Source organism: Pseudoalteromonas sp. SWN166 (assembly GCF_015864485.1).
Lineage (GTDB): Bacteria > Pseudomonadota > Gammaproteobacteria > Enterobacterales > Alteromonadaceae > Pseudoalteromonas.
In genome coordinates, this window is the sequence record NZ_JADYXB010000039.1 from 14796 (window position 1) to 39442 (window position 24647).

General features: G+C 37.1%; 26 protein-coding genes. 9 read left to right on the forward strand and 17 right to left on the reverse strand.

Annotation, left to right across the window (positions count from 1 at the left end; translation table 11 throughout):
• Positions 1-22 precede the first annotated feature (22 nt).
• Positions 23-232 carry a PGPGW domain-containing protein gene (locus I6F49_RS17170; protein ID WP_197181429.1) on the reverse strand — a complete coding sequence of 70 codons (210 nt, stop codon included), beginning with the start codon at positions 230-232 and terminating at the stop codon, positions 23-25.
• 145 nt (positions 233-377) lie between these two features.
• On the opposite strand from I6F49_RS17170, the gene ydiJ reads away from it, so the two are divergent.
• Positions 378-3425: a D-2-hydroxyglutarate dehydrogenase YdiJ gene (gene ydiJ, locus I6F49_RS17175; RefSeq protein WP_197181430.1), complete on the forward strand. Its 3048-nt coding sequence runs from the start codon at positions 378-380 to the stop codon at positions 3423-3425.
• Positions 3426-3549: 124 nt separating this feature from the next.
• On the opposite strand, the gene I6F49_RS17180 is transcribed toward ydiJ, so the two are convergent.
• The gene (locus tag I6F49_RS17180) at positions 3550-4743 is read right to left on the reverse strand and encodes a cation:proton antiporter (RefSeq protein WP_197181431.1); all 1194 of its coding nucleotides are present in this window, start codon (positions 4741-4743) and stop codon (positions 3550-3552) included.
• The gene (locus tag I6F49_RS17185; RefSeq protein ID WP_197181432.1) at positions 4743-5954 is read right to left on the reverse strand and encodes a tyrosine-type recombinase/integrase; all 1212 of its coding nucleotides are present in this window, start codon (positions 5952-5954) and stop codon (positions 4743-4745) included. Before I6F49_RS17185 ends, I6F49_RS17180 begins: the two co-directional genes overlap by 1 nt.
• A gap of 139 nt (positions 5955-6093) precedes the next feature.
• Here I6F49_RS17185 and I6F49_RS17190 point away from each other — a divergent pair, with 139 nt between their 5' ends.
• On the forward strand, positions 6094-6657 hold the full coding sequence (locus I6F49_RS17190; protein WP_197181433.1) for a YSC84-related protein: 564 nt from the start codon (positions 6094-6096) through the stop codon (positions 6655-6657).
• A 266-nt stretch (positions 6658-6923) separates the two neighbouring features.
• Positions 6924-7625, forward strand: coding sequence for a hypothetical protein (locus tag I6F49_RS17195; protein WP_197181434.1), 702 nt, complete (start codon positions 6924-6926; stop codon positions 7623-7625).
• A 65-nt stretch (positions 7626-7690) separates the two neighbouring features.
• On the opposite strand, the gene I6F49_RS17200 is transcribed toward I6F49_RS17195, so the two are convergent.
• The 4 genes from I6F49_RS17200 to I6F49_RS17215 form a co-directional block, all read right to left on the reverse strand.
• Complete coding sequence (locus tag I6F49_RS17200) at positions 7691-8737, reverse strand: patatin-like phospholipase family protein (protein ID WP_197181435.1); 1047 nt, start codon at positions 8735-8737, stop codon at positions 7691-7693.
• 138 nt (positions 8738-8875) lie between these two features.
• Positions 8876-10282, reverse strand: coding sequence for an alanine/glycine:cation symporter family protein (locus I6F49_RS17205; protein WP_197181436.1), 1407 nt, complete (start codon positions 10280-10282; stop codon positions 8876-8878).
• A 112-nt stretch (positions 10283-10394) separates the two neighbouring features.
• Positions 10395-11306 carry a citrulline utilization hydrolase CtlX gene (gene ctlX, locus I6F49_RS17210; RefSeq protein WP_197181437.1) on the reverse strand — a complete coding sequence of 304 codons (912 nt, stop codon included), beginning with the start codon at positions 11304-11306 and terminating at the stop codon, positions 10395-10397.
• The gene (locus I6F49_RS17215) at positions 11303-12376 is read right to left on the reverse strand and encodes an ornithine cyclodeaminase (RefSeq protein ID WP_197181438.1); all 1074 of its coding nucleotides are present in this window, start codon (positions 12374-12376) and stop codon (positions 11303-11305) included. The genes ctlX and I6F49_RS17215 overlap by 4 nt, the downstream gene beginning before the upstream one ends.
• Before the next feature lie 171 nt (positions 12377-12547).
• Between I6F49_RS17215 and I6F49_RS17220 the strand changes: the two genes are divergently transcribed.
• A complete protein-coding gene (locus I6F49_RS17220; protein ID WP_197181439.1) occupies positions 12548-12979 on the forward strand; it encodes an Lrp/AsnC family transcriptional regulator in 432 nt (143 codons plus the stop codon).
• A gap of 411 nt (positions 12980-13390) precedes the next feature.
• Here I6F49_RS17220 and I6F49_RS17225 read toward each other — a convergent pair whose 3' ends face one another.
• The 4 genes from I6F49_RS17225 to I6F49_RS17240 form a co-directional block, all read right to left on the reverse strand.
• Positions 13391-14365: a transposase gene (locus I6F49_RS17225; RefSeq protein WP_197181440.1), complete on the reverse strand. Its 975-nt coding sequence runs from the start codon at positions 14363-14365 to the stop codon at positions 13391-13393.
• A 157-nt stretch (positions 14366-14522) separates the two neighbouring features.
• Positions 14523-15536, reverse strand: coding sequence for a patatin-like phospholipase family protein (locus I6F49_RS17230; RefSeq protein WP_197181441.1), 1014 nt, complete (start codon positions 15534-15536; stop codon positions 14523-14525).
• A gap of 292 nt (positions 15537-15828) precedes the next feature.
• Positions 15829-16818 carry an LLM class flavin-dependent oxidoreductase gene (locus I6F49_RS17235; protein WP_197181442.1) on the reverse strand — a complete coding sequence of 330 codons (990 nt, stop codon included), beginning with the start codon at positions 16816-16818 and terminating at the stop codon, positions 15829-15831.
• A gap of 141 nt (positions 16819-16959) precedes the next feature.
• Positions 16960-17703: a siderophore-interacting protein gene (locus tag I6F49_RS17240; RefSeq protein ID WP_197181443.1), complete on the reverse strand. Its 744-nt coding sequence runs from the start codon at positions 17701-17703 to the stop codon at positions 16960-16962.
• Between the two features lie 135 nt (positions 17704-17838).
• Between I6F49_RS17240 and I6F49_RS17245 the strand changes: the two genes are divergently transcribed.
• From I6F49_RS17245 to I6F49_RS17255, 3 genes are all read left to right on the forward strand, one after another.
• Positions 17839-18258 carry a MarR family winged helix-turn-helix transcriptional regulator gene (locus I6F49_RS17245; RefSeq protein ID WP_197181444.1) on the forward strand — a complete coding sequence of 140 codons (420 nt, stop codon included), beginning with the start codon at positions 17839-17841 and terminating at the stop codon, positions 18256-18258.
• A gap of 81 nt (positions 18259-18339) precedes the next feature.
• Positions 18340-18744: a S24 family peptidase gene (locus tag I6F49_RS17250; protein WP_197181445.1), complete on the forward strand. Its 405-nt coding sequence runs from the start codon at positions 18340-18342 to the stop codon at positions 18742-18744.
• A gap of 26 nt (positions 18745-18770) precedes the next feature.
• Complete coding sequence (locus I6F49_RS17255; RefSeq protein WP_197181446.1) at positions 18771-20030, forward strand: Y-family DNA polymerase; 1260 nt, start codon at positions 18771-18773, stop codon at positions 20028-20030.
• Between the two features lie 19 nt (positions 20031-20049).
• On the opposite strand, the gene I6F49_RS17260 is transcribed toward I6F49_RS17255, so the two are convergent.
• The 5 genes from I6F49_RS17260 to I6F49_RS17280 all read right to left on the reverse strand — a co-directional run bounded on the left by I6F49_RS17260 (position 20050) and on the right by I6F49_RS17280 (position 21997).
• Positions 20050-20511, reverse strand: coding sequence for a hypothetical protein (locus I6F49_RS17260; RefSeq protein WP_149592880.1), 462 nt, complete (start codon positions 20509-20511; stop codon positions 20050-20052).
• 198 nt (positions 20512-20709) lie between these two features.
• The gene (locus tag I6F49_RS17265; RefSeq protein ID WP_197181447.1) at positions 20710-21228 is read right to left on the reverse strand and encodes a DUF4240 domain-containing protein; all 519 of its coding nucleotides are present in this window, start codon (positions 21226-21228) and stop codon (positions 20710-20712) included.
• Positions 21228-21419: a YwbE family protein gene (locus tag I6F49_RS17270; RefSeq protein WP_007377588.1), complete on the reverse strand. Its 192-nt coding sequence runs from the start codon at positions 21417-21419 to the stop codon at positions 21228-21230. Before I6F49_RS17270 ends, I6F49_RS17265 begins: the two co-directional genes overlap by 1 nt.
• A 68-nt stretch (positions 21420-21487) precedes the next feature.
• Positions 21488-21769, reverse strand: a complete 282-nt coding sequence (locus I6F49_RS17275; RefSeq protein WP_197181448.1) for a hypothetical protein — start codon at positions 21767-21769, stop codon at positions 21488-21490.
• Between the two features lie 15 nt (positions 21770-21784).
• Positions 21785-21997 (reverse strand): hypothetical protein, encoded by a 213-nt coding sequence (locus I6F49_RS17280; RefSeq protein ID WP_007583226.1) that lies wholly within the window; start codon positions 21995-21997, stop codon positions 21785-21787.
• Positions 21998-22098: 101 nt separating this feature from the next.
• On the opposite strand from I6F49_RS17280, the gene I6F49_RS17285 reads away from it, so the two are divergent.
• A complete protein-coding gene (locus tag I6F49_RS17285; RefSeq protein ID WP_166420850.1) occupies positions 22099-22908 on the forward strand; it encodes an ion transporter in 810 nt (269 codons plus the stop codon).
• A gap of 89 nt (positions 22909-22997) precedes the next feature.
• Here I6F49_RS17285 and I6F49_RS17290 read toward each other — a convergent pair whose 3' ends face one another.
• On the reverse strand, positions 22998-24122 hold the full coding sequence (locus tag I6F49_RS17290) for a DUF748 domain-containing protein (protein ID WP_197181449.1): 1125 nt from the start codon (positions 24120-24122) through the stop codon (positions 22998-23000).
• A gap of 180 nt (positions 24123-24302) precedes the next feature.
• Between I6F49_RS17290 and I6F49_RS17295 the strand changes: the two genes are divergently transcribed.
• Positions 24303-24479, forward strand: a complete 177-nt coding sequence (locus I6F49_RS17295) for a hypothetical protein (RefSeq protein WP_197181450.1) — start codon at positions 24303-24305, stop codon at positions 24477-24479.
• Positions 24480-24647: the final 168 nt, after the last annotated feature.

Consider the following 24647-nt stretch of genomic DNA (forward strand, 5'->3'; position numbering starts at 1 on the left):
TTTATACTCAATTAAAAGTAAATTAACGGGCTAATTTTTTATCTAAATAGGCACATGATTTAGTTAACGCCTTTTGACAAAATGATAAGTAATATCGCGCTTTTGGGTAGTAAAACGAAAAACACAATAAACCCGCCATAAAAAATATAAGTGATGGGCCAGGTACAACCGCAAAAAATAATCCTAGCAAAATAAATAACACGCCAATGATCTGTAATAGCAATTTTTTCATATAACACGCCTCGCAAATGGTTAACTTGAGTATAATTTAAGCTGCATTAAAATCGACTAAAAGAGTGTTACAAACTGTAAAATCTTCAATTTCTATTCGCCATCACCATGATATAATTAGTCAAATGCCCTAAAATATCGCCGTCATGATAGCAACAATTACACAGCAAGATGCCGCGACAGAACTTGTCGCTAATTACCTAAGTACCATTAAAAATCAAGGTTTTACCGGAGATACCGACGCAAGTTACGCAACGCGTATTACCGCTTCAACCGATAACAGTGTGTACCAGCAAATACCGCAAGGTGTTATTTTTCCGAAAAACGAAAAAGATATTCAGCTCGCATTGCAAACAGCATCTCGCGACCCGTTTTTATCGTTAACGTTTGGCCCGCGTGGCGGTGGAACAGGTACTAACGGTCAGTCGCTAACACCTGGTATTGTTGTAGATTTGTCTCGTTATATGCGCGGCATCCTTGAAATAAATGTAGAAGAAGGCTGGGTACGTGTGCAAACCGGCGTAATAAAAGATCAGCTTAATGACTTTTTAAAACCTTATGGTTTTTTCTTCTCACCCGATTTATCTACCAGTAACAGGGCAACTATTGGTGGCATGATAAGTACTGACGCATCGGGGCAAGGTTCATTAGTTTACGGCAAAACAAGCGACCATGTTTTAGGGTTAACAACTTATTTAGTTGACGGCACACCTATGTGCACTTCACCAATCGACATCGACAAAGCAAAAATTATAGCTAATCAAGACTCACTCATTGGCAATTTATATAAAACAGTTTTAGATATTTCACTTAATGAACGTGATGCTATTTTAGCTAAGTTTCCTCGATTAAACCGCTTTTTAACTGGGTATGACCTAGAGCATGTGCTAAGTGATGACTTACTAACTTTTGATATGAGCCGACTAATAACAGGTTCAGAAGGGTCATTAGGTATAGTAACTGAAGCTAAATTAAACCTAACGCCTATTGCCGAATTTAAAACACTTATTAATATTAAATACGATAGTTTTGACTCAGCACTTCGTCATTCACCATTTTTAGTAGATGCACGTGCAACATCGGTAGAAACCGTTGATAGCAAAGTTTTAAACTTAGCGCGCGAAGATATTATTTGGAATTTAGTATCGGACTTAATAACCGACGTACCAAATAAAGATATGCAAGGCCTTAACATGGTCGAGTTTAATGCAGTATCAAACGATGATATAAAAGACAAAGTAGACACACTTTGTAAGCTTCTAGATGAATGCGTAGCAAATCAAACTAATGGCGTTATTGGTTATCAGTTAACCAGTGATAAGAGCGATATACTAAAAATTTACGCAATGCGTAAAAAGTCAGTGGGTTTATTAGGTAATGTAAAAGGGAGTCAAAAACCACTCGCTTTTGCGGAAGACACCGCTGTACCCCCTGAAAATTTAGCAGATTATATTGTCGAATTTAGAGCATTACTCGACAGCTACAATTTACAATATGGTATGTTTGGTCATGTTGATGCTGGGGTTTTACACGTCCGTCCAGCGCTTGATATGTGCGACCCAGAACAAGAAAAACTACTACGCACAATTTCAGATCAGGTAGTAAAACTAACCGCTAAGTACGGCGGTTTAATGTGGGGCGAACACGGTAAAGGTTACCGAAGTGAATACAGCCCTGAGTTTTTTGGTGAGCATTTATATACTCAACTTCGTAAAATAAAAACCGCTTTCGATCCTAATAACCGCATTAACCCCGGTAAAATATGTACCCCTATCGATAGTGAAGACTCACTAGTTAGTGTGGACGGACAAAAGAGATCGCACTTCGATAAGCAAATATCAATAGACGTTAAAACTAGTTTTAACAATGCAATGACCTGTAATGGTAATGGCATATGTTTTAATTACGACGAAAACTCACCCATGTGCCCATCATATAAAGTGACTGGCGATCGCCGTAATTCACCAAAAGGGCGAGCAAGTTTAATGCGTGAATGGCTACGTCTGCAAGAGTCAAAAGATGTAGATTTACTCGAAGTAGAAAAGCAGCTTAACAAAGGTGAAGTCATTACCTGGTGGGAACGATTTGTTCATAGCCGCGAAAAACGAAAAGGTATCTACGACTTTTCACACGAAGTAAAAGCATCAATGGATGAATGTTTAGCGTGTAAAGCATGTACAACTGCCTGCCCAATAAAAGTAGATGTGCCTACTTTTCGTTCGCGCTTTTTAAATTATTATCATAGTTATTATGCGCGTCCGCTAAAAGACTACCTTGTTGGTAATATTGAAAGTAGCGCGCCATTAATGGCAAAGTTTGCAAAAGTAATAAACCCAATAGTTAAAACATCGCTAGTCAGCAACGTTATTAAAAAAACAGTTGGTTATGTTGATACACCACAGTTAAGTATTCCTGCACTTTCAAAACGTGTTAATAAAGCACAAAAATTTGATTTTGATTTATTAAATACATTAAATGCAGAACAACAAAGCGAATACGTATTAATAGTACAAGACCCATTTACGAGTTTTTACGAAGCCGAACTAGTAGAAAGTTTTATTACTTTAATAACTCAACTTGGTAAAAAGCCAATGCTATTACCTTTTAAACCAAATGGTAAACCTCAGCACGTAAAAGGTTTTTTGCATGAGTTTAAAGTTACAGCAAAAAATGCCGCAGGGTTTTTAAATAAATTAAATGATATTAATGCGCCATTAGTGGGTTTAGATGCTTCACTGGTTATGTGTTATCGCGATGAATACAATACAATTTTAGAAAATAACCGTGGTGAATTTAATGTGCAACTTGCTCATGAATGGTTAGAGTCGCAATCGTTTAAAGGGTTAACTGCTAACCAAAATACAGATACCGAATTTACATTATTAAGTCACTGTACCGAAACAACTGCATTACCGAAAGCTGCAAATGTATGGCAAACAATTTTTAATGATATTGGGTTAACATTAAAAACAACAAATACAGGTTGTTGTGGAATGGCGGGAACTTATGGCCACGAAGCACAAAATCAAAATAACTCACGTGCGCTTTACGAAATGAGCTGGAAACCAATTGTAGATAAAAATAAACCAGAGCAACTTTTATCTACCGGCTTTTCGTGTCGTAGCCAAGTTAAACGTTTTGAGAAGTTTAAACCAAAACACCCAATTGAATTACTAGCACACGTTCTTAAATAACTTATTAAATTAGTTCTTAAGAAAAAAGGCGTAACGATTAACTTCATCAATGATGAAATAACCGTTACGCCTTTTTTAAATCTTTTATTTTTAATTATCTATTTTAAATAATCATTTCAAATAACTATTTTTTAGCAAAGCTGTCAGCAATAGGTTTAGTACTAATGCCATGTATAAACACACTAAATAAAATAGTCGTCATTGCTATAGTCGCAATTTGATATTTATTTTCTATTTGTGTGTCTATCACCATCAATGTAAAAACAATAGATGCTAATCCTCTTGGTCCAAACCACGCAAACGTAAAACGCTCTTTAATATTCAAAGCCGTAAACTGTAGTGACAACATAACCGGAATTATTCTAATTAATGTTGTGCTCAATAAAGCGTAAATTATTATTTCAGTATTTAATTTAGGAATAACTAAGTAAGCGCAAACAAACCCGAACAAGCACCAAATCATTAACGATGTAAAGTCGGCAATGTGTTCTGAGTCCTCAATTAATTCTGTTCTTACTTCATCAGTCGAAAATTTATCAAATAATAAGCCTGCAATAAACACCGCAATAAATCCACTACCATTAAAATACTGAGTGACCGAAAAAACAGCCATCGCAAAACCCAATAATAAAAATGGGCTGGTGTTTTGTGCAAAGTAATGGCGCTTCATTGCAAAATTTAAACAGGGTATAAAAATAGCTATACTTGCAATTGCTACTAATAAAGCAAGCCCAAGATCTCGGCCAAATACACTTAATGTTTGCGTTGCTGTAATAGCTGAATCAGGATTTTTAGCGAGTAATATAAATATCAAAAATATGGGTACGCATAATCCATCGTTCAAACCACTTTCAGTATTTATTCCTTCACGAATTTTTTCAGGCACTTGTGTACTTGCTAATAGCCCTTTACTTAATGCAGCATCAGTAGGTGTTAAAATAATAGCGAGCAATGCAGCTTGAATAAGTGAAAGCTCAGCAAATAAAAATAAAGCTACGGCAATACCTAGCAATAAAGTTAAGGGCAGGGCAACAAACAATAATAAACTAGGATACTGAAAACTATGCCTTAATACACTCAACTTTGATTTAGCTGCATCAGAAAATAAAAAAATACTCAGCGTGAGTTCTATAAAAGGGAGTAAGAGATCCACGCCTTCTTTTATTTTATGCCCTTCGTTGGGTAACAACATTGCTAAGCATATTCCGCCAATAACAAAAAACATTGGACCTGTTACTTCTGTTTTTTCTAACTGGCGAAGTGTTAAAGAATAAATTAAAAATAATCCGCCTATAAATGCTATTACTAAATACTCCATTAAATTTTCCTCTTTAATCCTGATTTTGCTCGCTCTTTAATGTTTGTTTGAATATAAATTTGATCGGTAGTCGCAATTTTAGAATGCCCTAAATCTTCTGATAAATGTTTAAGCGGTCTGGTTTGCGCATCATGTGTGGCACCCGTATGACGAAGCCAATGGGCAGTTGCAGCACCGAGTTGTTCAGCGTCATCTTTAAAACCATCATCAAGTAATGACTGCTGTGCATAATCAAAACTTTGTTGAACTAAGCGCCTGATTTGCCTTACAGTCATCCCACCCTGGCCGCGAATTTTATGAACCAGCGGATCTGATTCATCAACACGGGGAAGGGCAGGTAAACCTCTGTATAATCTATAGCGTTTTAAATATTCAACAAAATCATCACTTAACGTTACATCTCGTAATTTATTTCCCTTACCCATAATACGTAAAAACCAAAAACCGTCGTTATCTTGCCAAAAATGAGACATTACCGGTGACCATTGCGGGCGCTCTGACAATTCAGATATTCGTAAATATAAACCTTTTAAACACGCGAGCGTAAATAAGTTTCGCTCTAAATCTGGGTTCTGTTCGCATAAATCGCGCGTTACACCAAAAACATATTCCCACTGTATATCGCTTAACGTATCAGGAATTTGAATTTGAGATTGCACTACTAAGTACGGGCTATTTTTTTTAACTACAGGCACAAAGTTAGCAAAGGTTTTTTCTTCGAGTAGGGCAAACTTATAAAATACATTTAAAGCAGTAAACATAGACGATAAAGTTTGTTGGCTAGCAATAGATTCTTTGAGCATAAAAGGGCGCCAATTTTGGTTTAATCGGCGAATACCTTGCTCATCTTTATATCGCCATTGCACTGAAGTGGCAGCCCAAGTTTTATCGGGTTCGACCATAAAATCAACATAGGCTTCAATATCTTCGCGTTTTAAATAAAATACTGATTTTTTTGCGATTAACCACGACCATAAATAAAAGCGTTCAAGCTCATTTCGAAAACGACTATAAGTGGCTTCTGATTTTCGGCCATAAACATACAAAAACTGATATAAAAATATCAGATCGGCCTTTGATTCAGTTACAGTCAAGCCAACTTCCTGTATAAAGGATGCAAGTTCTGGGTATTCTGAATCTAAAGTACCGTCATCTAGATGGGCAATTTGATATCTTAATTGTTTTAACGTATCAACCAAAGCAACAAGCATAATGTATAAATATTCAATTAAATAATAGACTTACAGAATAACGTTAAAGTCCGATACTGTCTAGTATTGGACATAGTGAAACTCTAATTATTTATTACCGTGATGGTTGTTGGTTGCTATATCTTATTAAGGAAAAGTTATGAAAAAACTAATTATACTAAGCGTGCTTGCTTTCACTGTAGCATTAACAGGTTGTGCTACTACAGGTAGTGCATCACCAAGTGAAAAACGTTCTTTGGTTCAAAGTATGAAATCAAATACACTTGATAAATTATACGCAAAAAAGCCTGATGTTAAACAGCAAATTGCTAATTCAGCTGGTTTTGCTGTTTTTGATAACGCTAATGTAAATGTAGTTTTAGCCAGTTTTGGTGGCGGGTATGGTGTTGTTAAAAATAACCTTACTGGTAAATCGACTTACATGAATATGGGTGAAGCCGGTTTAGGTCTTGGTTTAGGCGTTAAAGATTTTAACGTTGTTATGGTTTTTCATACCCAAGCCGCATTAAATAGATTTATTGAACATGGTTGGGCATTTGGCGGAAATGCAGATGCTGCAGCTAAATATGGTGATAAAGGTGGCGCTGTAGTTGCCGAAGCGATTGCAGATCAAGTTACTGTATATTCTGTAACCGAAAATGGCCTTGCACTACAAGCTGTATTAAAAGGTACTAAGTTTTGGGTAGATTCAGAGCTTAATTAACCCCTAAATTACTCTCCTAAAAGCGAGCTGGTTTGTATAATCACGCTCGCTTTATTAAAATCCAGTCAATTTAACATAACGTAATTTATGGGTTGTTAATAATCATCACTTATTATATTTGATATAATGTGATTGCTCACTTTCACTAGTTTAGTGAATAATTAGCTTAAGTACCTTCTGGATAATATATGGCTTAAAGATCAGGCGCTTTAAATAGATTATTTTATATAATTTTTTTTACTGCTTAATCAAGGGAATTAAATTTAATGTTAAAAACAATAAAAAAATATGTCATGTTAGAGAGCAAAACATTCACTTTATTAGTGTTAATTTCAATGATGATAATATTAGTAACAACAGTGTTTTCGAATAGAGTACCTATGTTTTTTTCTTGGGGTAAAGAGGCTGAACCGCTTTTACTATCAGTTAGCTTGTCATTTTTCAGTAGTTATATTTTTTATATTTCCCTTGTTCATAGAAAAGAAATTAAGGATAAAGAAAATATAAATTTTGTTTTAAAAAGAAAAATAGGTTTAGCTCTTTCATCCTATACAAATAAATTAATTATTTTAAAACAAGCAGTAAAGATATCTAAAGAATTTGATAAACTTGATTTAAACGACTTCAGATTATTTTCAAAATTAATTGAGAGTAATTCAAACATGAATAGTATAACTATTTATCTTGGAACACATGATAGCGTCAATGACACAGCTGAGGATATTTTAAAGAAAAACGCTCAAGAATTTGATCGCTTTGTTACTGCTCTCTCCCCACTTTATCCTTTTTTAGATACTGAGCTTGTTAAAATATTACTTCTAATTCAAGACTCAACTTATATAAACAACTATTTAATTAAAGGCTTACCACTATCAAAATCATTTAGTAATTTTCACGTGCATTTCTATGATTTCCATTCTTTGATTCTCAAATTGAAATTTTATTATGAAAATACTTTTAATAAATAACATGAGAAAAGTATGGTCTATACCACACTAATTTAATAAAAGAAGATCACCTTTGCCTTCGATTATCATTTATAACTTTTGATATAGAAACTTTTAGCGTTTAATTTCTCATCTAAAGATTTAGCCAACTTTTCAGTTTCACTAAAAACCGTATTCCAATATTTTATACGCGTGTTTGCATCAAGATCGGTAAAGTCGTTTCTGTCTGGGATTTTTCCGTAAGGTAAGCTTGCTATAAATTCTTTTGATGGGGTGATCATCACTACGTTGTCGTAATTAAGTGGCGACACTTTACGTTTTAAATTTTTATCGAACCACCCTGCTTTTGGCTCGCTATTAAAATGCGGATATAAAATTAAGCCTGGGTTATTAATTTTTAAATCAAAGTGATAGTCAATAATTCCACCGTCGCGGTATATCCCAGGTGGTGAGCCTGCAATATTTTTTATACCTTGCATAACAAGCGGTATAGAGCCTGATGCAAGTAATGCATCTTTTAAATTTGTTTGTGTGAGTGCTATGTTTTGTGTTTTAAAATTATAGCTATCGGTAATTGATAAGTCACTTGTCGCTGGGCAAAATATAAAGCGCTCATACTGTGAGCCTAATAATTTTCGGTTAACGCGGTTGAGCATATAACTTTTTGATAAACCCAGTAGCTGTATTAATTTATTTTCGCTGGCAATAAAGCCATTCGATTTAGCCACTATAAAGTGCGCTTTAAATACGGGGTTATTTATAATTTCGGTTACGCCATTATCGCCAAAAACATCTTCAAGTAATGTACGCGCTTTAATTGTTATTTCACTTGGTGTTGGTTTGTTACTCGAGTATCGGGTTTGCGAATACGATTTTGCTAAGCGCTCAATGGCAGCAACGGGATCGTTTTGTGCAAAACACGCAGAGCGAAAAGCGCCGGCAGATGAGCCAATTAAATTAAGTGGTTGAGTTCGGTTTTTAAAAAATTCACCAAAAATATATTTATCTAAACCAAATAACGTAAACCATTTGGGGCCGCCACTTGCGCCTAAAAATGAGGTGAAAAGCTCTGGTTTAAAACCTTGTTCGTTTATTATTTTTGCTGCGGTTTTACCTGCGTGGATCTCGATCATCTAAAAAACTATGCCTTTATTATTGGTTATTTTAGTTGTTTATTTAAAACTTAAAGTGAATAATTATTCAAAATAAAAAGCGGCTTTATGTTGCCATAAAACCGCTTTTTATAGTTAAAGGTGCTTAAAATACGTTAATTAGTCCCAAATGCCGTCTTCGCATTTACCCTGTACTTTTACATCTTTTACTTTAAATTCGGGCTCTAAACCTTTGTCTCTTTGTGCGTGGTAATCGCAGGTAACAGACAAAATAGTCGGCGTTAACAGTATAATAGCGATAACGTTAACCACTGTCATTAACCCTAAGGCAATATCCGCTAAATCCCACACTTCTTTTAACGTGGCTGATGCGCCCCACAACATCATTGATAAATAAAGCAAAGTGTAAATGCCGCGCCCTACTTTGTTGTCGAGCTTAAATAAGTGCAAGTTACTCTCTGCATAGGCGTAATTTGCAACCACGGATGTAAAAGCAAATAAGGTAATAGCAGCTGCTACAAAGTAAACACCGCCTTGTGCTAAGTGAGCGGTCATCGCGCTTTGTGTTAAGCGAATGCCTTCCATTTCGCCGCTTATGTCTATATCGGCTAATAAAATGATCACCGCGGTACAGCTACATAGTACTATTGTATCGAAAAATACACCTAGCATTTGTATATAACCCTGCGTTACAGGGTGATTAGGAATAGGGCTGGCACTTGCTGATGCGTGCGGCACACTACCCGCGCCGGCCTCATTAGAATATAAACCACGTTGAATACCATTTTTAATAGCGGCGCCCATTGCACCTGCACCAGCTTCTTGTAAACCAAACGCTGATAAAAATATATCTTTAAGCATGGCGGGTACTTGCGTGAAATTTATAAGGGTAATAATGACGGCGGCAAGTACAAACACAATGCCCATTATAGGCACTACTCGTTCGGCGAATCGGGCAATTGCTTTAAAGCCACCGAGTATAATTGAGCCTGCGAGTACGGTAATAACCAAGCCTGAGTAAAAGGTTGGTACTTCAAACGCATAATTTAGCGCGTCTGTAATTGTGTTAGTTTGCATGGCACTAAAGGTAAAGCCGTAACCTAAAAACAAGCACGCAGCAAACACAATGGCAAATGCGCGACTGCCTAAGCCTTGTTGAATATAATACGCGGGGCCGCCTCTAAAATCGCCGTTGCTATCGCGCACTTTGTATACTTGCCCAAGTACGCTTTCGGCAAAGCCTGTTGCCATGCCGAGTATGGCTATTACCCACATCCAAAATATAGCGCCGCTACCACCAAGAGAAATTGCAACCGCCACACCGGCTAAATTACCGGTACCTACACGGGCGCAAAGCCCTGTACACAATGCTTGGAATGATGAAATATCGTCTTTTTTACATTTGCTGCTGCCTTTTAAAAGGCTAAACATATGTTTAAATTTAAGTATTTGAATTGCTTTTAGTCGTACTGAAAACCATATTCCTGCAAATAGGAGTATGTAAATAAGGACTTGCCCTTCTCCCCATAAAAGGTTGTTTACGCTTTTGACGACGGCATCGAACATTGCTAATTCCTTCTTATATTTTTTATATTAGACCTGTTGCGGTATAGCGGTATTTACATTTACTTTTGACTAAATGCAAATAAGGCAGCTTAGGCTGCCTTAAAACTATACATTATTTAGTTTGCAAATGAACTCCCGCAATCATGCATCTAACCGAGCCGCCTGCCGACTCAATAGTGGGTATAGGTAAAGGTACAAGCTTAGCCGTTTTTTGTATGGCTTTAATTTGTGCTGCTGTTAGCGCATTAAATGCAGTTTGCGATAAGGCTAAAATACGGCCATTTTTACCTTGTAACTCAATGGCATTGCCACAAAAGTGATTAATTTGATCGTGTGTTAAATCAATAACTTCGTGATGGCTCTTCAAAAAGTGACTGGCTAACTGTGCACGTTGACTACTTGGCACCATATTTAAACTGATCATGGCAAACTCGGTGGCAACACACATTAAAACATTAGTGTGATAAACCGCTGTGCTTTGCTCGTCATATGCATTAAACACCAGGGGTGTTAGTTTTAATTGCTCGCATATTGTATTAACCACTGATGCGGTAGTACGCTTTGATTCTACCGCGTAAGCCAGTTTGTATTGGTGATCGATAACCAGTGAACCAGTGCCTTCTAAAAATGCATTTTCTTTCGCTAAAAATGAATAATCAGTCACAGAAGACACTTTATAGTGATCCGTTAAAAAATCAATAATATCTTTTCGATATTCTAACCGTCTGTTTTCTACAAACATTGGGTAGATTATTAATTGGCCACTTTGATGAGTAGAAAACCAATTATTAGGAAAAACAGAATCGGGCGTATGTGTGTGCTCGTCTTCAAATAAATGAACAGTGACCCCTTCGTTTTTTAATAATTGCACTGCATTTGTGACTTCTTTATATGCTTGCTCACTTTGGTTATGCGCTAAACACTCACTTTGAAATGCGTTGTCGAGCATAGTTTGCGGGTTAGACGTAAAGTGATGCGGGCGCACCATAACAACAGCACTCGGCGCTTGATTTACGTGGCTCATGCTAGTTGCTCATGTGCTGATGTTTGATCTGTATTAAGTACCGAAAACAAATTACGCGGATCGGCTTGCTGGGTAATTAAGTCAAGCAATGTAAATTCGCCGCTTTTAATGAGTTGATCGCGTATAAATACAAGCGCAGTAAAGTCTTCGCTTGCAAAACCTACACCATCAAAAATAGTTAGCTCGTCTTGGCTAGTACGCCCAAGCGATTGCTTATTAACAACTTTATGAAACTCAGTAACTGCAAAGCTTTCGCTCATTTGTTGAATTTCGCCCTCTATTCTGGTTTGTGGTTCGTACTCTACAAATACATTAGCGCGCTCAAGTAATTTAGCATCTAACTCTGTTTTACCAGGACAGTCGCCACCTATAGCATTAATATGCACACCTTGTGGGATCATGTCGTTTGTTAAAATGGTGGCATTGGTTTTATCGGCGGTGCAGGTTGTAATAATGTGCGCACCTTGCACAGCTTCCTGCGCGTTATTACAAATAGTTACGTTTAATCCGCAGGCACTTAAATTAGTAAATGCTTTTTTAGACGCGTTTGCATCTATATCGTATAAACGAATATGTGTAATGCCCAATACCGCTTTAAATGCCAGCGCCTGAAACTCAGACTGCGCACCATTACCTATTAATGTAAGTGTTGTTGCGTGTTTTGGTGCTAAATATTTAGCCACCAGCGCCGATGTACCGGCTGTACGCAGCGCTGTTAGTAGGCACATTTCGCTGATCATTACCGGGTAACCACTATCTACATCGGCCAAAATGCCAAATGCAGCCACAGTTTGCAGATCTCGAAACGTATTTTTTGGGTGACCGTTTACATATTTACAGCTAAACATTTGACCATCGCTCACGGGCATTAATTCTATTACACCCTCTGGTGAGTGAGCGGCATAGCGAGGTGATTTATCAAACTCTTTCCAACGTGTAAAGTCGGCTTCTAACTTATGAGTAAGCTGCTGTAACACATTTTCAATACCCAATTTATTTATAAGCTTAGCCATTGCCCCAACGCTAACAAATGGAACACCTTGTTTTGGCTGTGCTATAAAATGACTCATGTTAAAACCTCTGTAATAAATGAATTAATTAATTTAAAACAAGTTTAGCGAGGCTACACGCTATTTAATATGGCAATTAATTACACAGATAGCATTGTTTTTTATCATTTTGCTAGGCATTAATGTACAAATTTAGTATTTTAATAAGTAATTTAACGCTAGGCCTATTTTATGACTCCTTATATTTACGACTCACTCGACAATGCATTAATAGCTGAATTACGTAAAGACGGACGCGCGTCTATTTCAGCCCTTGCCGATACATTAAAAGTTTCACGCGGGACAATACAAAATAGACTCGACCGATTAGTAAGCTCAGGCGCCATTTTAGGGTTTACCGTAAGAGTGCATGAACACATAGAAACCGAAGCTGTTCGCGCAATTATGATGGTTGAAGTAGTGGGTAAATCGACCTCTCAAGTTATTAAAACTATGCGGGGTATACCCGAACTAACAAAACTGCACACCACTAATGGCGCATGGGATTTGGTAGCAGAAATACAAGCGGCAAATTTAAGCGAGTTTGATGGAGTACTTAGGCAAGTAAGGGAAATAGACGGTATTTTAAATAGCGAAACAAGCATATTACTTTCATCAACTTAATCTTTTATTTATATTTGAAGTGATTCTAAGAAGCTTTAAGAAATTTAAGTGACACCCATTTATATATTGTCTAACTGAGCTTAAGTGCCCTTAACATAGCTAAATATATTTTTACTTTAGATAAAAATTTAAGTGACACCCACTTATATATTGTCTAACTGAGCTTAAGTGCCCTTAACATAGCTAAATATATTTTTACTTTAGATAATATTTGAATGACATCCATTTAAAATTATCAGTAAGTTAATTTTTCTTTTGTATTTAACACGACCAATTACTCTTTTATTGGTAATTATTACTTTAAATTTTTATTTATCTGTCGTAAATAACATTATTTTTTGGTTAGTTAAATAGCAGGCGAGCTAAAGCCATCAAACGATTGATTTAAATTTACGACATTTGAGTGTTAAATTAAGCGATTAGTACTTGGCTATTTTTAATATTAGGTCGTCGTTTGAAGTGTTGATTATTGCAGTAAGTTTCTATATTTTCAGCTTTACCAACAGCACCATGAAATACCTTAGTAAAACGAGTTGTAAGTTTAAGCCAGTTTTTTTCAGTTATGTTTAATGCTTTTAAAATAGGCATTGTGTTTTGATTTATATAACCTGCCTTATCTAATCTTATGCATTTTCCTGTTTGCTCAACAAGTTGTAAGTAGTTTTTAAAATTAAAGGGCAAACCTTTACTTATCTTTTGCGATAATTGCCCTACAAACTTAGCCAATACTTTAGATTGTCGACCAGTTTTAGCATACTCAATACGCTTTTTAATACTTGTGAATGATGATGTTTGAATTGTATCTGCTACTTTCGCTCTAATAGGGTTTAAGTCAACGTATGCCATACATGCCAATAATGCTGGCTCATCTAACAAAGCTTGTGATTTAAAGCGCCCCTCCCAAAATCGGCCTGTGCAGTCATCTTCTTTATTTGCTTGTCTTGCTATATTTTCGTTTAGTGAGCGCATAAACCAGCTTATATCTTTTAAGCGCTCTCTAAATTTAGCAATAGTATGTTTTAAAAGTGTTTTTTCAACGTTACTTAGCTGCTCACCTTCTAAGTAACGCTTTGATATATAGGTTCCTTTGAATGCTTTATGCCATCTAATACATATGGCTTTATCTGTAAGCCTATTTGCTTTTTTATCATCTATATAAAGTACTAAATGTGTATGATTACTCATCACCGCGTAAGCACAAACATCAATACAAAATACCTTCGCCAAAAATAATAAACGCTCCTCCACCCAATCTCTACGATGCTCATAGCTTTTGCCTGTTTGTGTATCAACTCCGCATAGGTAGGCTCGCCTCACACACCGAGAAATACAGTGATAGTAACGAGTATTAGAAAGGCTTATTTGTCTTTTTCGTGCAGTAGCCACAGGTATATTACTCACTTTAAGATTTTATAAAGTGTAGCTTAGTATGATTAACATACAAATTTAGATGGGTGTCATTTAAAATATTTTTTAAATGAATGCATTAAAAAGGTGCTACAACATTCGCTGTAGCACCTCTTTTTACTTTTATATCATTAGCTTAGTTGTAGCGGTACTCGCTTGCTGCGTAGTCGTGTGTACTATTACTCGCATTTAGGCTTTGTTGTACTAAATAGCTTCTGCCCGCTTCAAGGCCTAATTTATGATCAAAGCGTAAATCGTTATTAGAACTACCTAATAATTTACTGTGAAGCTTTTCGTTTGCAAAAATTTGGATTATTTCTACATCATCCGGTGGATTTGCAATAAATTTCAGCTCATCTAAATAGGCTTGCTCGTGCTGTAGTAAATAGTCTAACGTTTTTGGGCAGTAACCTGATACCGTTGCAAGCGATTTTAACTTTTGAACCCAAGCAGATTGCGCTTGAAAATTAGCGTCAACCGTTCTAATTACTACAATTTTACGTGCACCTCGGTTGTAAGCTTCTCGTACTGGGAGTGGTGCTGCTAAACCGCCATCAAGATAAAAATCAGCTTGTGTTTGCTCTTCAACTAAGTGAGTTTCGCTCGCTGCTTTTGCACTTGACCATGGTGTTAATTTTACACCCTCTTTGTACAAAAATGGCAGTGCGCTTGATGCTTTTAAAAGATCACGCCATTGATTATCTTCACCTGTTGGTGATAAGTAATATGGCTTTCTATCTCGCGCATTAGTCGCTGTAATAAGTAGCTCACGTTCGCCTAAACTTGTTTTTGCTGTTTTAAAGTCTATCGCTCTTTTTACTTCAGTGGTTTTGTCAAAGTACCAATCTAAGTCAACTATGTGTTTACCCATTAACCCTCTACCAAGCTGAAAAAAACGCTTATTGCGAGAAAGCCCTCTTATTAAGCGTTTAGCATAGCCTTTTTGGCGCGCTAAATAGCTAGTCAGGTTTTGTGAACCTGCAGAAGTGCCGATAAATAAATCAAATGGGTCGTAGCTTTGCTCCAACCATGCATCCAGTACACCGGCTGTGAATATCCCTCGCTGCCCGCCACCTTCAGCAATCAGAGCAACTTTTGGCTGCGCTGTTTGATTAACTGAATTAGCTGTTGCGATATTTAAAGAATTCACGGTGTACCTACCTTTAATTTAATGATGTTTGGTTTAATACCTACATTATAAAAAATAAAAGTAACATCTTAAAATAGATTATTTAAATCAGTTCGATTGAAAAAACAGAACGGTATGTAAAGCAAAATATATACTAAAAATAGTAATCAAATTTACTTTGAATATTTAAATAACAAATACAGACATCACTTAAAGTTAATAAAATGAGTTAAAAAAGTTTAACTTTTGATGATGTCTGTATGTTAACAAGCCCAGTGTGTACGCTCGCTTAACTAACTAGCTAATTGACTAGTTAGTGCTTTATTTCCATTAAAATTTCGAGTGCACGATGGCGTTTTTCACTATCAAATACATCGTTGGTAAATATAAACTCATCAACTTCTAGTTGCTTCGCTATCATCTCTAACTTGTGTTTAATACTTACATGCCCACCTACTACGCTTAGGCTTAAAAAGTTTTCAACATGCGCGCGCTCTTGTTCGCTCCATAGCCCGTCCATACTTTCAACAGGTGGTTTTAACCACAGCTCGTTACCGCGTATAAGTTCGAGCACACGTTGCTTAGAAGTAGTCGATAGGTATTGCGCTTCTTCGTCGGTGTCGGCGGCAACTAAAGGCAGTGCAAGCATTACATATGGTTTATCAAGGTCGCTTGATGCTTTAAATTCGCGTTTATACAACGCTATTGCGTCGTGTACAAAGCGCGGTGCAAAATGCCCTGCAAATACATACGGTAATCCTTTTTGCGCAGCTAGCTGCGCGCTAAATAAGCTTGAGCCTAATAACCAAATAGGAACGTTTGTGTTCTCCCCTGGTATAGCGCGTATTGGGTGCGTACCGTTGTATGGACCTAATAACGTTTGCAGCTCAGTTACTTCTCCAGGGAAGTTTTCTGCGCGGCTCATATCATTGTTTAGTGCTCGGCTTGTTATTGGGTCACTGCCGGGTGCGCGTCCTAGTCCTAAATCTATTCGCCCTGGATATAAGCTCTCTAATGTACCAAATTGTTCAGCAACAACTAATGGTGAGTGGTTTGGTAGCATTATTCCGCCAGAGCCAACACGAATACGTTTAGTATTTCCCGCTATGTGGCCAACCAAAATTGAAGTAGCGGCACAAATAATACCTGGCATATTATGATGCTCAGCAAGCCAAAAGCGATTAAAGCCAAGCTCATCTGCTCGCTGTGCGTATTTAGTACTTTTATGAAGAGTGTTAGTAACGCTGTCCCCTTTGATCATGGGGGCAAGTTCGAGTAACGAAAAAGGAATGGAAGTTAACAAAATAGCAGCTCCTAAAAAGGCATACTAATAATGGGTTTCATCATTAGCATAAAACACTTAAATGGGTCTGCTATTAAGTCAATTCAAGTTACGTAGTGGTATTAGAGCAAAATAAGCCTATGTTATTTTGCTCTAAGGTATTCAGGCAAGCTGTGCATCACGTTGACGCTGCTTTTTATAGCCTTCTGAGTCTACGCCTTTTTTCCAATAACCAGAGGATACAATATTACCGCGCGGTATATTAAGTTGTTCAGTTAGCAGCGTTTTTACTGCACGTACAAGGCCTGCCTCTAATGCCATAAACACAATAGGTGGCTGCTCTGTAATGTGTAAATTTTTAAGTGCACTTAGCATTGCTGTATCGGCACTATCGGTAATTACCCAGTTTATATCGCGATTTGTTTCTAAATCGATAATGTCTTGCTCAGTAGGGGCATGTACAAATGCATCAATTATTGCAGCTTCAGGTAACTGCTGCACATAGCCTTTTATAGCATTTACTGAGGTTAAATCGCCCAGCAATATATAATGAGGGTGCGTGTAATTATCTAACTTTTTAGGGCCTGGTCCAGCTATACCTAGCGCATCGCCTACTTTTGCAATTTTAGCCCAGTTAGTCGCGGGGCCTTGGTGCATATTTATAACAAAATCAAGCGTTAGTGCGCCGGTTTTCGCATCTACATACCTTATTGTGTATGAGCGCATACACGCTGTTTTTAAGTTAAAATCTACTTCACCATTTTTTGGGAACAGTACTTTTACATAGTTACCAATATACTCTGGGGTTAAGTCTTTAAAATCATCAGAGCCTACTACAATACGTTGTAGGTGCGGTGTAATTTGCTCAGTGCTTAATACTGTTGCTTTGCGAACTTGTTTACCCATTTTAAATCACCTCGTTTACAAAACTTAGGTTTAAATAATTAACTGCTATAAAAGCAATCATTGCACAACGCCCCATTGGTTGATAAAATCAACCATAGCAATTTAATTGACTTTGTCAACCATATTGAGAGTTCTATGAATACACCTTTATCAAATACCTTGTTTGAACTAATGCAAAATTACCGTGTAACAATTCGCGAAGCTATAAATGCAGGCGAACTGGGTATTAATGCTATGCACGTACGCTGCATACATATTATCGCGAACATAAATAACTGCACGGCTAACGATATTGTTACTAAAACGCAGCGCGACAAAGCACAAATAGCACGGCTAATTAAAGATCTTATTGGCTTAGACCTTATTGATAAACAAGCAAATGAGCACGATAAGCGCTGTTTTATTTTGTCGCTTACAGAGGAAGGTAAAGTTCTTTTTGATAAGCTATTAGCCTCAGAGCAAAAAATAAACAATCAAATGTGTAAAAACTTAAACCCTCAACAAATCAAAGACTTTTTAGATACCGCACAACAAATGATCAAAAATATGGATTGATCCGCTATTCATTACTTGGCATAACTTACACTAAACGCATATACTGTACACTTATACAGTATATGCGTTTTAGGTTGTGTTATGTTTGTCATTCCCATTTATATAGAAGCTGGCGTGTGTGGTTTTGAATCCCCCGCAGCGCAGTACACCGAGCTAGGTGTATCTCTTGATGAGCTATTAATAAAGCACCCAGATGCCACGTTTATTGGTATCGCGTCGGGGTCCTCTATGCAAGAAGTCGGAATTTTTCAAGGTGACTTATTAATTATCGACCGTGCAGAGCCTGCCGAAAACGGTGATGTTATTGTTGCGAACTTAAATGGCCTTTTTGTATGCAAACTGCTTGATAAAACCAATGCACGGCTACTTTCTGCGTCTTCTTTACATAAGCCTGTACAACTAACCTCTGCAGATGAGTTTCAGCTAGAAGGCGTAGTAACGTTATCAATAAGAATGCACAGGCAAAGCCCTGACTTACTTAAATGAAACTTGCTCAAATGAGAGTTACTTAAATGTACGCCTTAGTTGATGCTGTGTCATTTTATGCCAGTGCCGAAAAAGTATTCGACCCGGCTATTCGCTCCAAGCCTGTGGTTGTACTTACCAATAACGATGGCTGTGTATGTGCTATTTGCCCTATTGCTCGGCGCTTAAATATTCCTAAATTTGGCCCATACTTTAAAGTTAAGCATTTACTTGAGCAAAACAACGTAGTTATTCGATCTAGCAATTACGAGCTTTACGCTGATTTAAGCGACAAGATGATGAATGTTATTGGCCGCTTTTGCGATACACAACACATATACAGTATTGATGAATCCTTTTTGCACTTTAACGGCTACACACCACTGATTAAGGATTGGCATGAGTACGGCCATGTTATAAGGCGTACAGTATGGCGAGAAACAAAGTTGCCCGTAGGCGTAGGCTTTGGCCCTACCCCAACGTTAGCAAAAGCTGCTAATCACGCTGCTAAAAAACTCAGTGGTTTTAATGGTGTAGCCGTAATAAATAACGAGCAAACGCGCCAAGCTATTTTACAAAGAATGAGCTGCGAAGATGTGTGGGGAATAGGCCGTCGATTAGCTAAAAAACTTAAAATAATGAATATAAACACAGCATGGGAGCTTGCTCAGCAAAATCCTAAAACTATGCGCCGTGCATTTAGTGTGGTGGTTGAGCGCACGGTAAGCGAGCTTAACGGCGTAACGTGTTTAAATTGGGACGATATACGACAAGATAAGCGCGAGATATTTTCGACCCGTAGCTTTGGTGAACGAATATGTGAGCCAACCGCGCTTAAAACAGCTTTAATTAACCATGTAACTACAGTGGCTAATAAACTACGCGCCCAGCGTTCACTCACTCACCAGCTTTATATTTTTGCAGCCAGCGGCGCGCACGAAAACAGATATTATAAAAAGTCATTTGTTTATAAATTTGCCAGCCCTACTAACGACACCTGCGTGATGGCAAATGCTGTATCTGAGGTATTTAATCAAATTTATCAACCGGGAGTTCGGTTTTATAAGTGTGGTGTGGGCGCGGTGGAGTTAACGTCGGTGCAGTTTCAGCAAAGTGACTTATTTAGTAAAAGCTCTGATAACCCAAAGCTCATGCAATGCCTAGACACAATCAATAATCGATACGGAAAAGGGATGCTCAGCCTTGCAAGCAGTAAATTAAATGACCGATGGCACATGAACCGTGATTTTTTGTCGCCGCAGTACACTACGCGTTGGCGCGATATCCCTAAAATATACTGCGAATAATTACATGTTACTAAGTACTTTATTTGCTCTCGTCTGCTTTTTTAAATGTGCACTCTACACTAGGTTCGCTCAATGTATATTTTAGTGTGTTATCAGCTAAAAATTTAATGCTTTGGCTAATTGTTTTCTCGTTTGCGGGATTTTCACAACGGCTCATTCGTAAACCGTTTTCAAGACCATCACTTTTATATTTTAATGAGCTGGTAATAAAACAAAAGCCAGGTTTTTTTACTGTTTGTGTACCGTTATGAAGCGGACCAAATATAATTTGTTCTCCTAACTTAAAGCCGCTATTTGGGTTGTTTTCTTCTGTTAGGCTTAAGTTGCTATTAACGCATAATCCTGAATTAGTTGAGACAACGTCGTACGCACCCAATTTTGACTTTAAAAGCGGTATAAATCGCGTTTTATTACTTGGCTCACTAAAGGCATAAGCACTTGTAAATGTAATTGCTAACAAAGCAAATGTTATATATTTCATTGCGTGTGTGTATCCTTCGAGAGTTAATGTGTTAGATAAGCTAAAAATGCTTATCTACTTAACTTTTTATAACTATAACAGAGATTTACTATAAAAGGAGAGAAGTCGTGCTACAGCACTTAGATACCACAACTAATCATTTTGTTGTAACGTACGCTGTTAAATACGTACCTAAACAACAAAACGATTAAATACACATTACTGCCAATATTTTGCAAATAATAGTGGGTAGTTTTGCTTTAAAAACTTAGGTTTGTCTTTGAAGCGTTTACCTTTAGGCTCGTCGATGCCAGATGGGATAAACGGTAATTCGTCTTCACTGCGTTCTTCAAATAATAAACCGGCTATTAAATCATACTCATCAATGTACGGATAAGGCTGCTCGTTTAAGTAATAAACAGGTGTACATTGTGCAATTGAGTCAGCATTTTCTAAGGCGTTTTCGAACACTGTTTTACCGCGCGAAATTAACCAACATCTAAATTCGCTAAAACCGTAATCGTCGTTACATCCAGCCATAACAAAGGCGGCGCCAAACAAATCCCAGGTAAAGCATTTGCGCATATGTATGCCAAAGTGCTTATCAAAATCAATAAGGTGTTGATCGCTTAAATCATTAAGTTTAGTTTTTAGGTTATCGCTAGCACTTTGCGGATCGAGCCCTAAATCAGGCGTTGTTACTAATTCCCAAAAAGCCTGTTCTGTTAACGCTGCCATTATAAAATCTCTTTTACTCGGCCAACTTGACCATCTTCTAAACGCACTTTAATGCCGTGAGGGTGATTAGGTGACTTTGTTAAAAGACGCTCAACAACACCTTCGGTTAACGTACCGCTGCGTTGATCTTCTTTTAATACAATATTTACTGTGATACCTGGTGAAATTTGCGAACGCGTAGGAACAGCCATAATTTAAACCCTAAAAATAATTTATCTAATTATAACGTCCATGTGCTATCAAACCAACAAAAGCCCTGTTAATTAGCTGAAAATGAAATATGTGCTGGTTTTGCGTTCAACTTAATACTCGTAAGCTCTTTGAGTATTATATTTGTTAATTCGTTAAGTTGCGGTTTTGCACTTTCAAGGGCTATCTCATCATTAAAATAGCACTGTACTTTTAACGTGTTGGCCTCGTTATTTAAATCAATGGTATGCGTTAGATAATCAAAACCAATTACGCTTTCTTTTATTGCCTCGCATGCATTAGTGAGTGCTAAACGAATTTGCTTATCGCGTTGCTTTTGAGTTTTAGTCATAAATATAAAGGTTACTTATTTAGTTTCTGCTTGTTGCTGTTTTTTAAACTCTTCGTAGTTAGAGTCTTGTTTATCTAAGCATTCGTAATATTCTTTGTCGGCTTTATAGTTACACTCATCAAGGCGCGCCGATTGAACTTCATGAAAACGCGCGTCAGAGCTGCAACCAGCTAAAACACATAATCCAACAATAAGTAATGCGCTACTTTTTAGTTTATTGATAAACATTAAATTTCCTTACACTTTCTATATCGAAAAAGCGTTAAATTATTACAATATTATTGTATATTAGCGTCCTAAAAATCTTAATCCCCACAGGACCCATTACTATGATGTCGCAGTTGCAAAAGTTGTTTCAGCGTATAGACAAAAGCAAGATATTTCAATCATTTGTTATAGCTGTAATTATTGTTTCTGCCCTGACAGTAGGTGCACACACTTACTCACTACATCCTAACGTAGAGCTTGCTCTAAATTGGATGGACGTTGGTATTACCGCATTCTTTTTAATTGAGCTAGTAATCCGCTTTATTGCAAGCAAAGGCATAAAAAACTTCTTTTCGAAGGGGTGGAATATATTCGACACAATCATAGTATTGGGCAGTTTATATCCTGCTGCTGGCTCTACTATGTTAATTGCTCGTCTACTTCGCATATTTAGAGTACTGCGATTGGTATCGATGATCCCAGAGCTGCGCTTATTGGTTAATTCACTCCTTAAAGCAATTCCGCAAATGGGTTATATAGCCCTGTTAATGTTTGTTATTTTTTATATATACGCTGCAATGGGTAGCATGATGTTTGCTGAAATAAACCCCGTACTTTGGCAAGACGTTTCAATCTCTATGCTCACCCTATTTAGGGTGGCAACATTTGAAGATTGGACCGACATAATGTACGAAACAATGGCGGTGTACGAACTAAGCTGGATTTATTACCTTACGTTTATATTTTTAACCGCATTTGTATTTTTAAATATGATGGTAGGTGCCATTTTAGAAGTTATGAGTGAGGAGCACCGTAAAGCGCGAGAAGAGCTCGCAGATAATAGCTCATTACCTGCAACGCAAGGGCAAGTAAACGAGCTGCAATCACAAATTGCTGAGCTTAAAGAGCTATTGAGTAACCGCAAAAACTAATCTGTTCAGAGTACTAAAGCACCCACTTAAAGTTTAAACAAAGTGGGTGCCGTTTAAAATTCTAATAAAAGTAGAATTACCAAAGCGCTTTAATTTCCCTCGTTATCAGGTTTGTTATCTGTATCTTCAAAAGAAATAACGTTATCGACTTTCATTTTAAAGGCATCAAAAAAAGCATTTTTTAGCACCGAAATAACTGCTTGGAAAGTCGACACATCTGCATTATCTAATTGCCCCTCTATGGGAATACGTGCAGCTACAAGCTTAGATTCATCGTTTTCAAGTATAGAGCTGAGCAAATCAACACTGCCTTCAAATATGGCCGTAAATATTCCATCGTCATCTTTTTTTATATCTTCGCGCCACGAAAAAACACGCAAGTTTTGAACGCCCGCTTTTACATAACCATTTAAGTTATTATCTTTAGCTACAAGCTCCATTGCTCCATCAATGCCACCGGCTTCAATATCAAACGGTGTATACACTTTAAATACAGTGTCTAAATTTTTAACTGAAAAGCGCTGTACCTCTGCATTAAAATCAAAATTAGCCTGTTTGCTAAAAGGGTCAAGCTTGCCATTAAGCTTTAATGCAGCCTCCCCCATTAATGCACCTTCTACATTTAGAGTAGTCACGAGTGTTTTTGATAGGTTTTGTGCGTTAGTTATGTTTTCAATCTTGGCATTAATATTTGATATAAAAGTAGGCTTTTCACCGCTATTCGTTGTATTAACTAAAGATAGCTTCCCTTGTTCAATGGTTAAGGTATCAATAGAAAAAAGTACTAAATTATTAGCGAGCCCTACCCAGGTAGTTTCATCTTTTACTTGTTGATTTTGCTCAGAAGCATTGGGGTCTTTATCATATATAACTATTTCAGGGCGCGTAAAGGCCATATTTGTTACTAAGTTGCCCTTTAAAAGGGCTGACCACGCAAGTGAAAAATCAAGCGTTTGAATACTCAATAAAGGCTTAGGAGCTGAAGTTGCATCAACAGCGTAAATTTCAACGTCGTCAATTGCGTAAGCGCCACGATATAAAAATAAATCTACATCGCCCACATGCCCTGTAACACCTTGTGTATGTTTTAGCTGATAATTTACGTAGTACTGAAGCGCAAAAGGCGCGGCTATTCTGGCAATAATAAGGACTAATAAGATAGCCGCCAATGAGTTAAACCATTTGCTATGAAATACATTATAAATCGAACCCATTATAATTTCCTTTACCTAATACCTTTAAAATGAGTATTTTAAACATGTAAAAATTACGCAAAATTGTAATAACACTACGTATAAAACATCTAAAATACATCGTTATACCAATTCCATTAAGTATGTGATCTAAATTTTACGCCGAAAAAATAATTCAGTTCTAGGCGTAAATTGATGTAAATGGTTGTTCCCTTTACGAAATTTACAACAAAGAAATGGGTTGTTTTAGCAAGTAAAATAGATCAGCTATTTATTGGAATTGGTATTAATAGCCTAAATGTAGCTAAAGGCGCTAATGTACGTATTAATAGCAAAGGCTGTACCAATTCAAAAATAAAATATGCCTATGAAAATTAAAAAGTGTAGGTAGGGAAATATACTGCGGTAGAGAAAATCTGTTATGGCGAGGGCGTTCAGAATTCTGTGTCAGCCTAAATTGCTAAATATCTAGCACACCATCTAACCTACCTTCGAAGTGGATGGCCAATTGCGACAATGTCAGATTCCAGTTATGGATTGGCATTG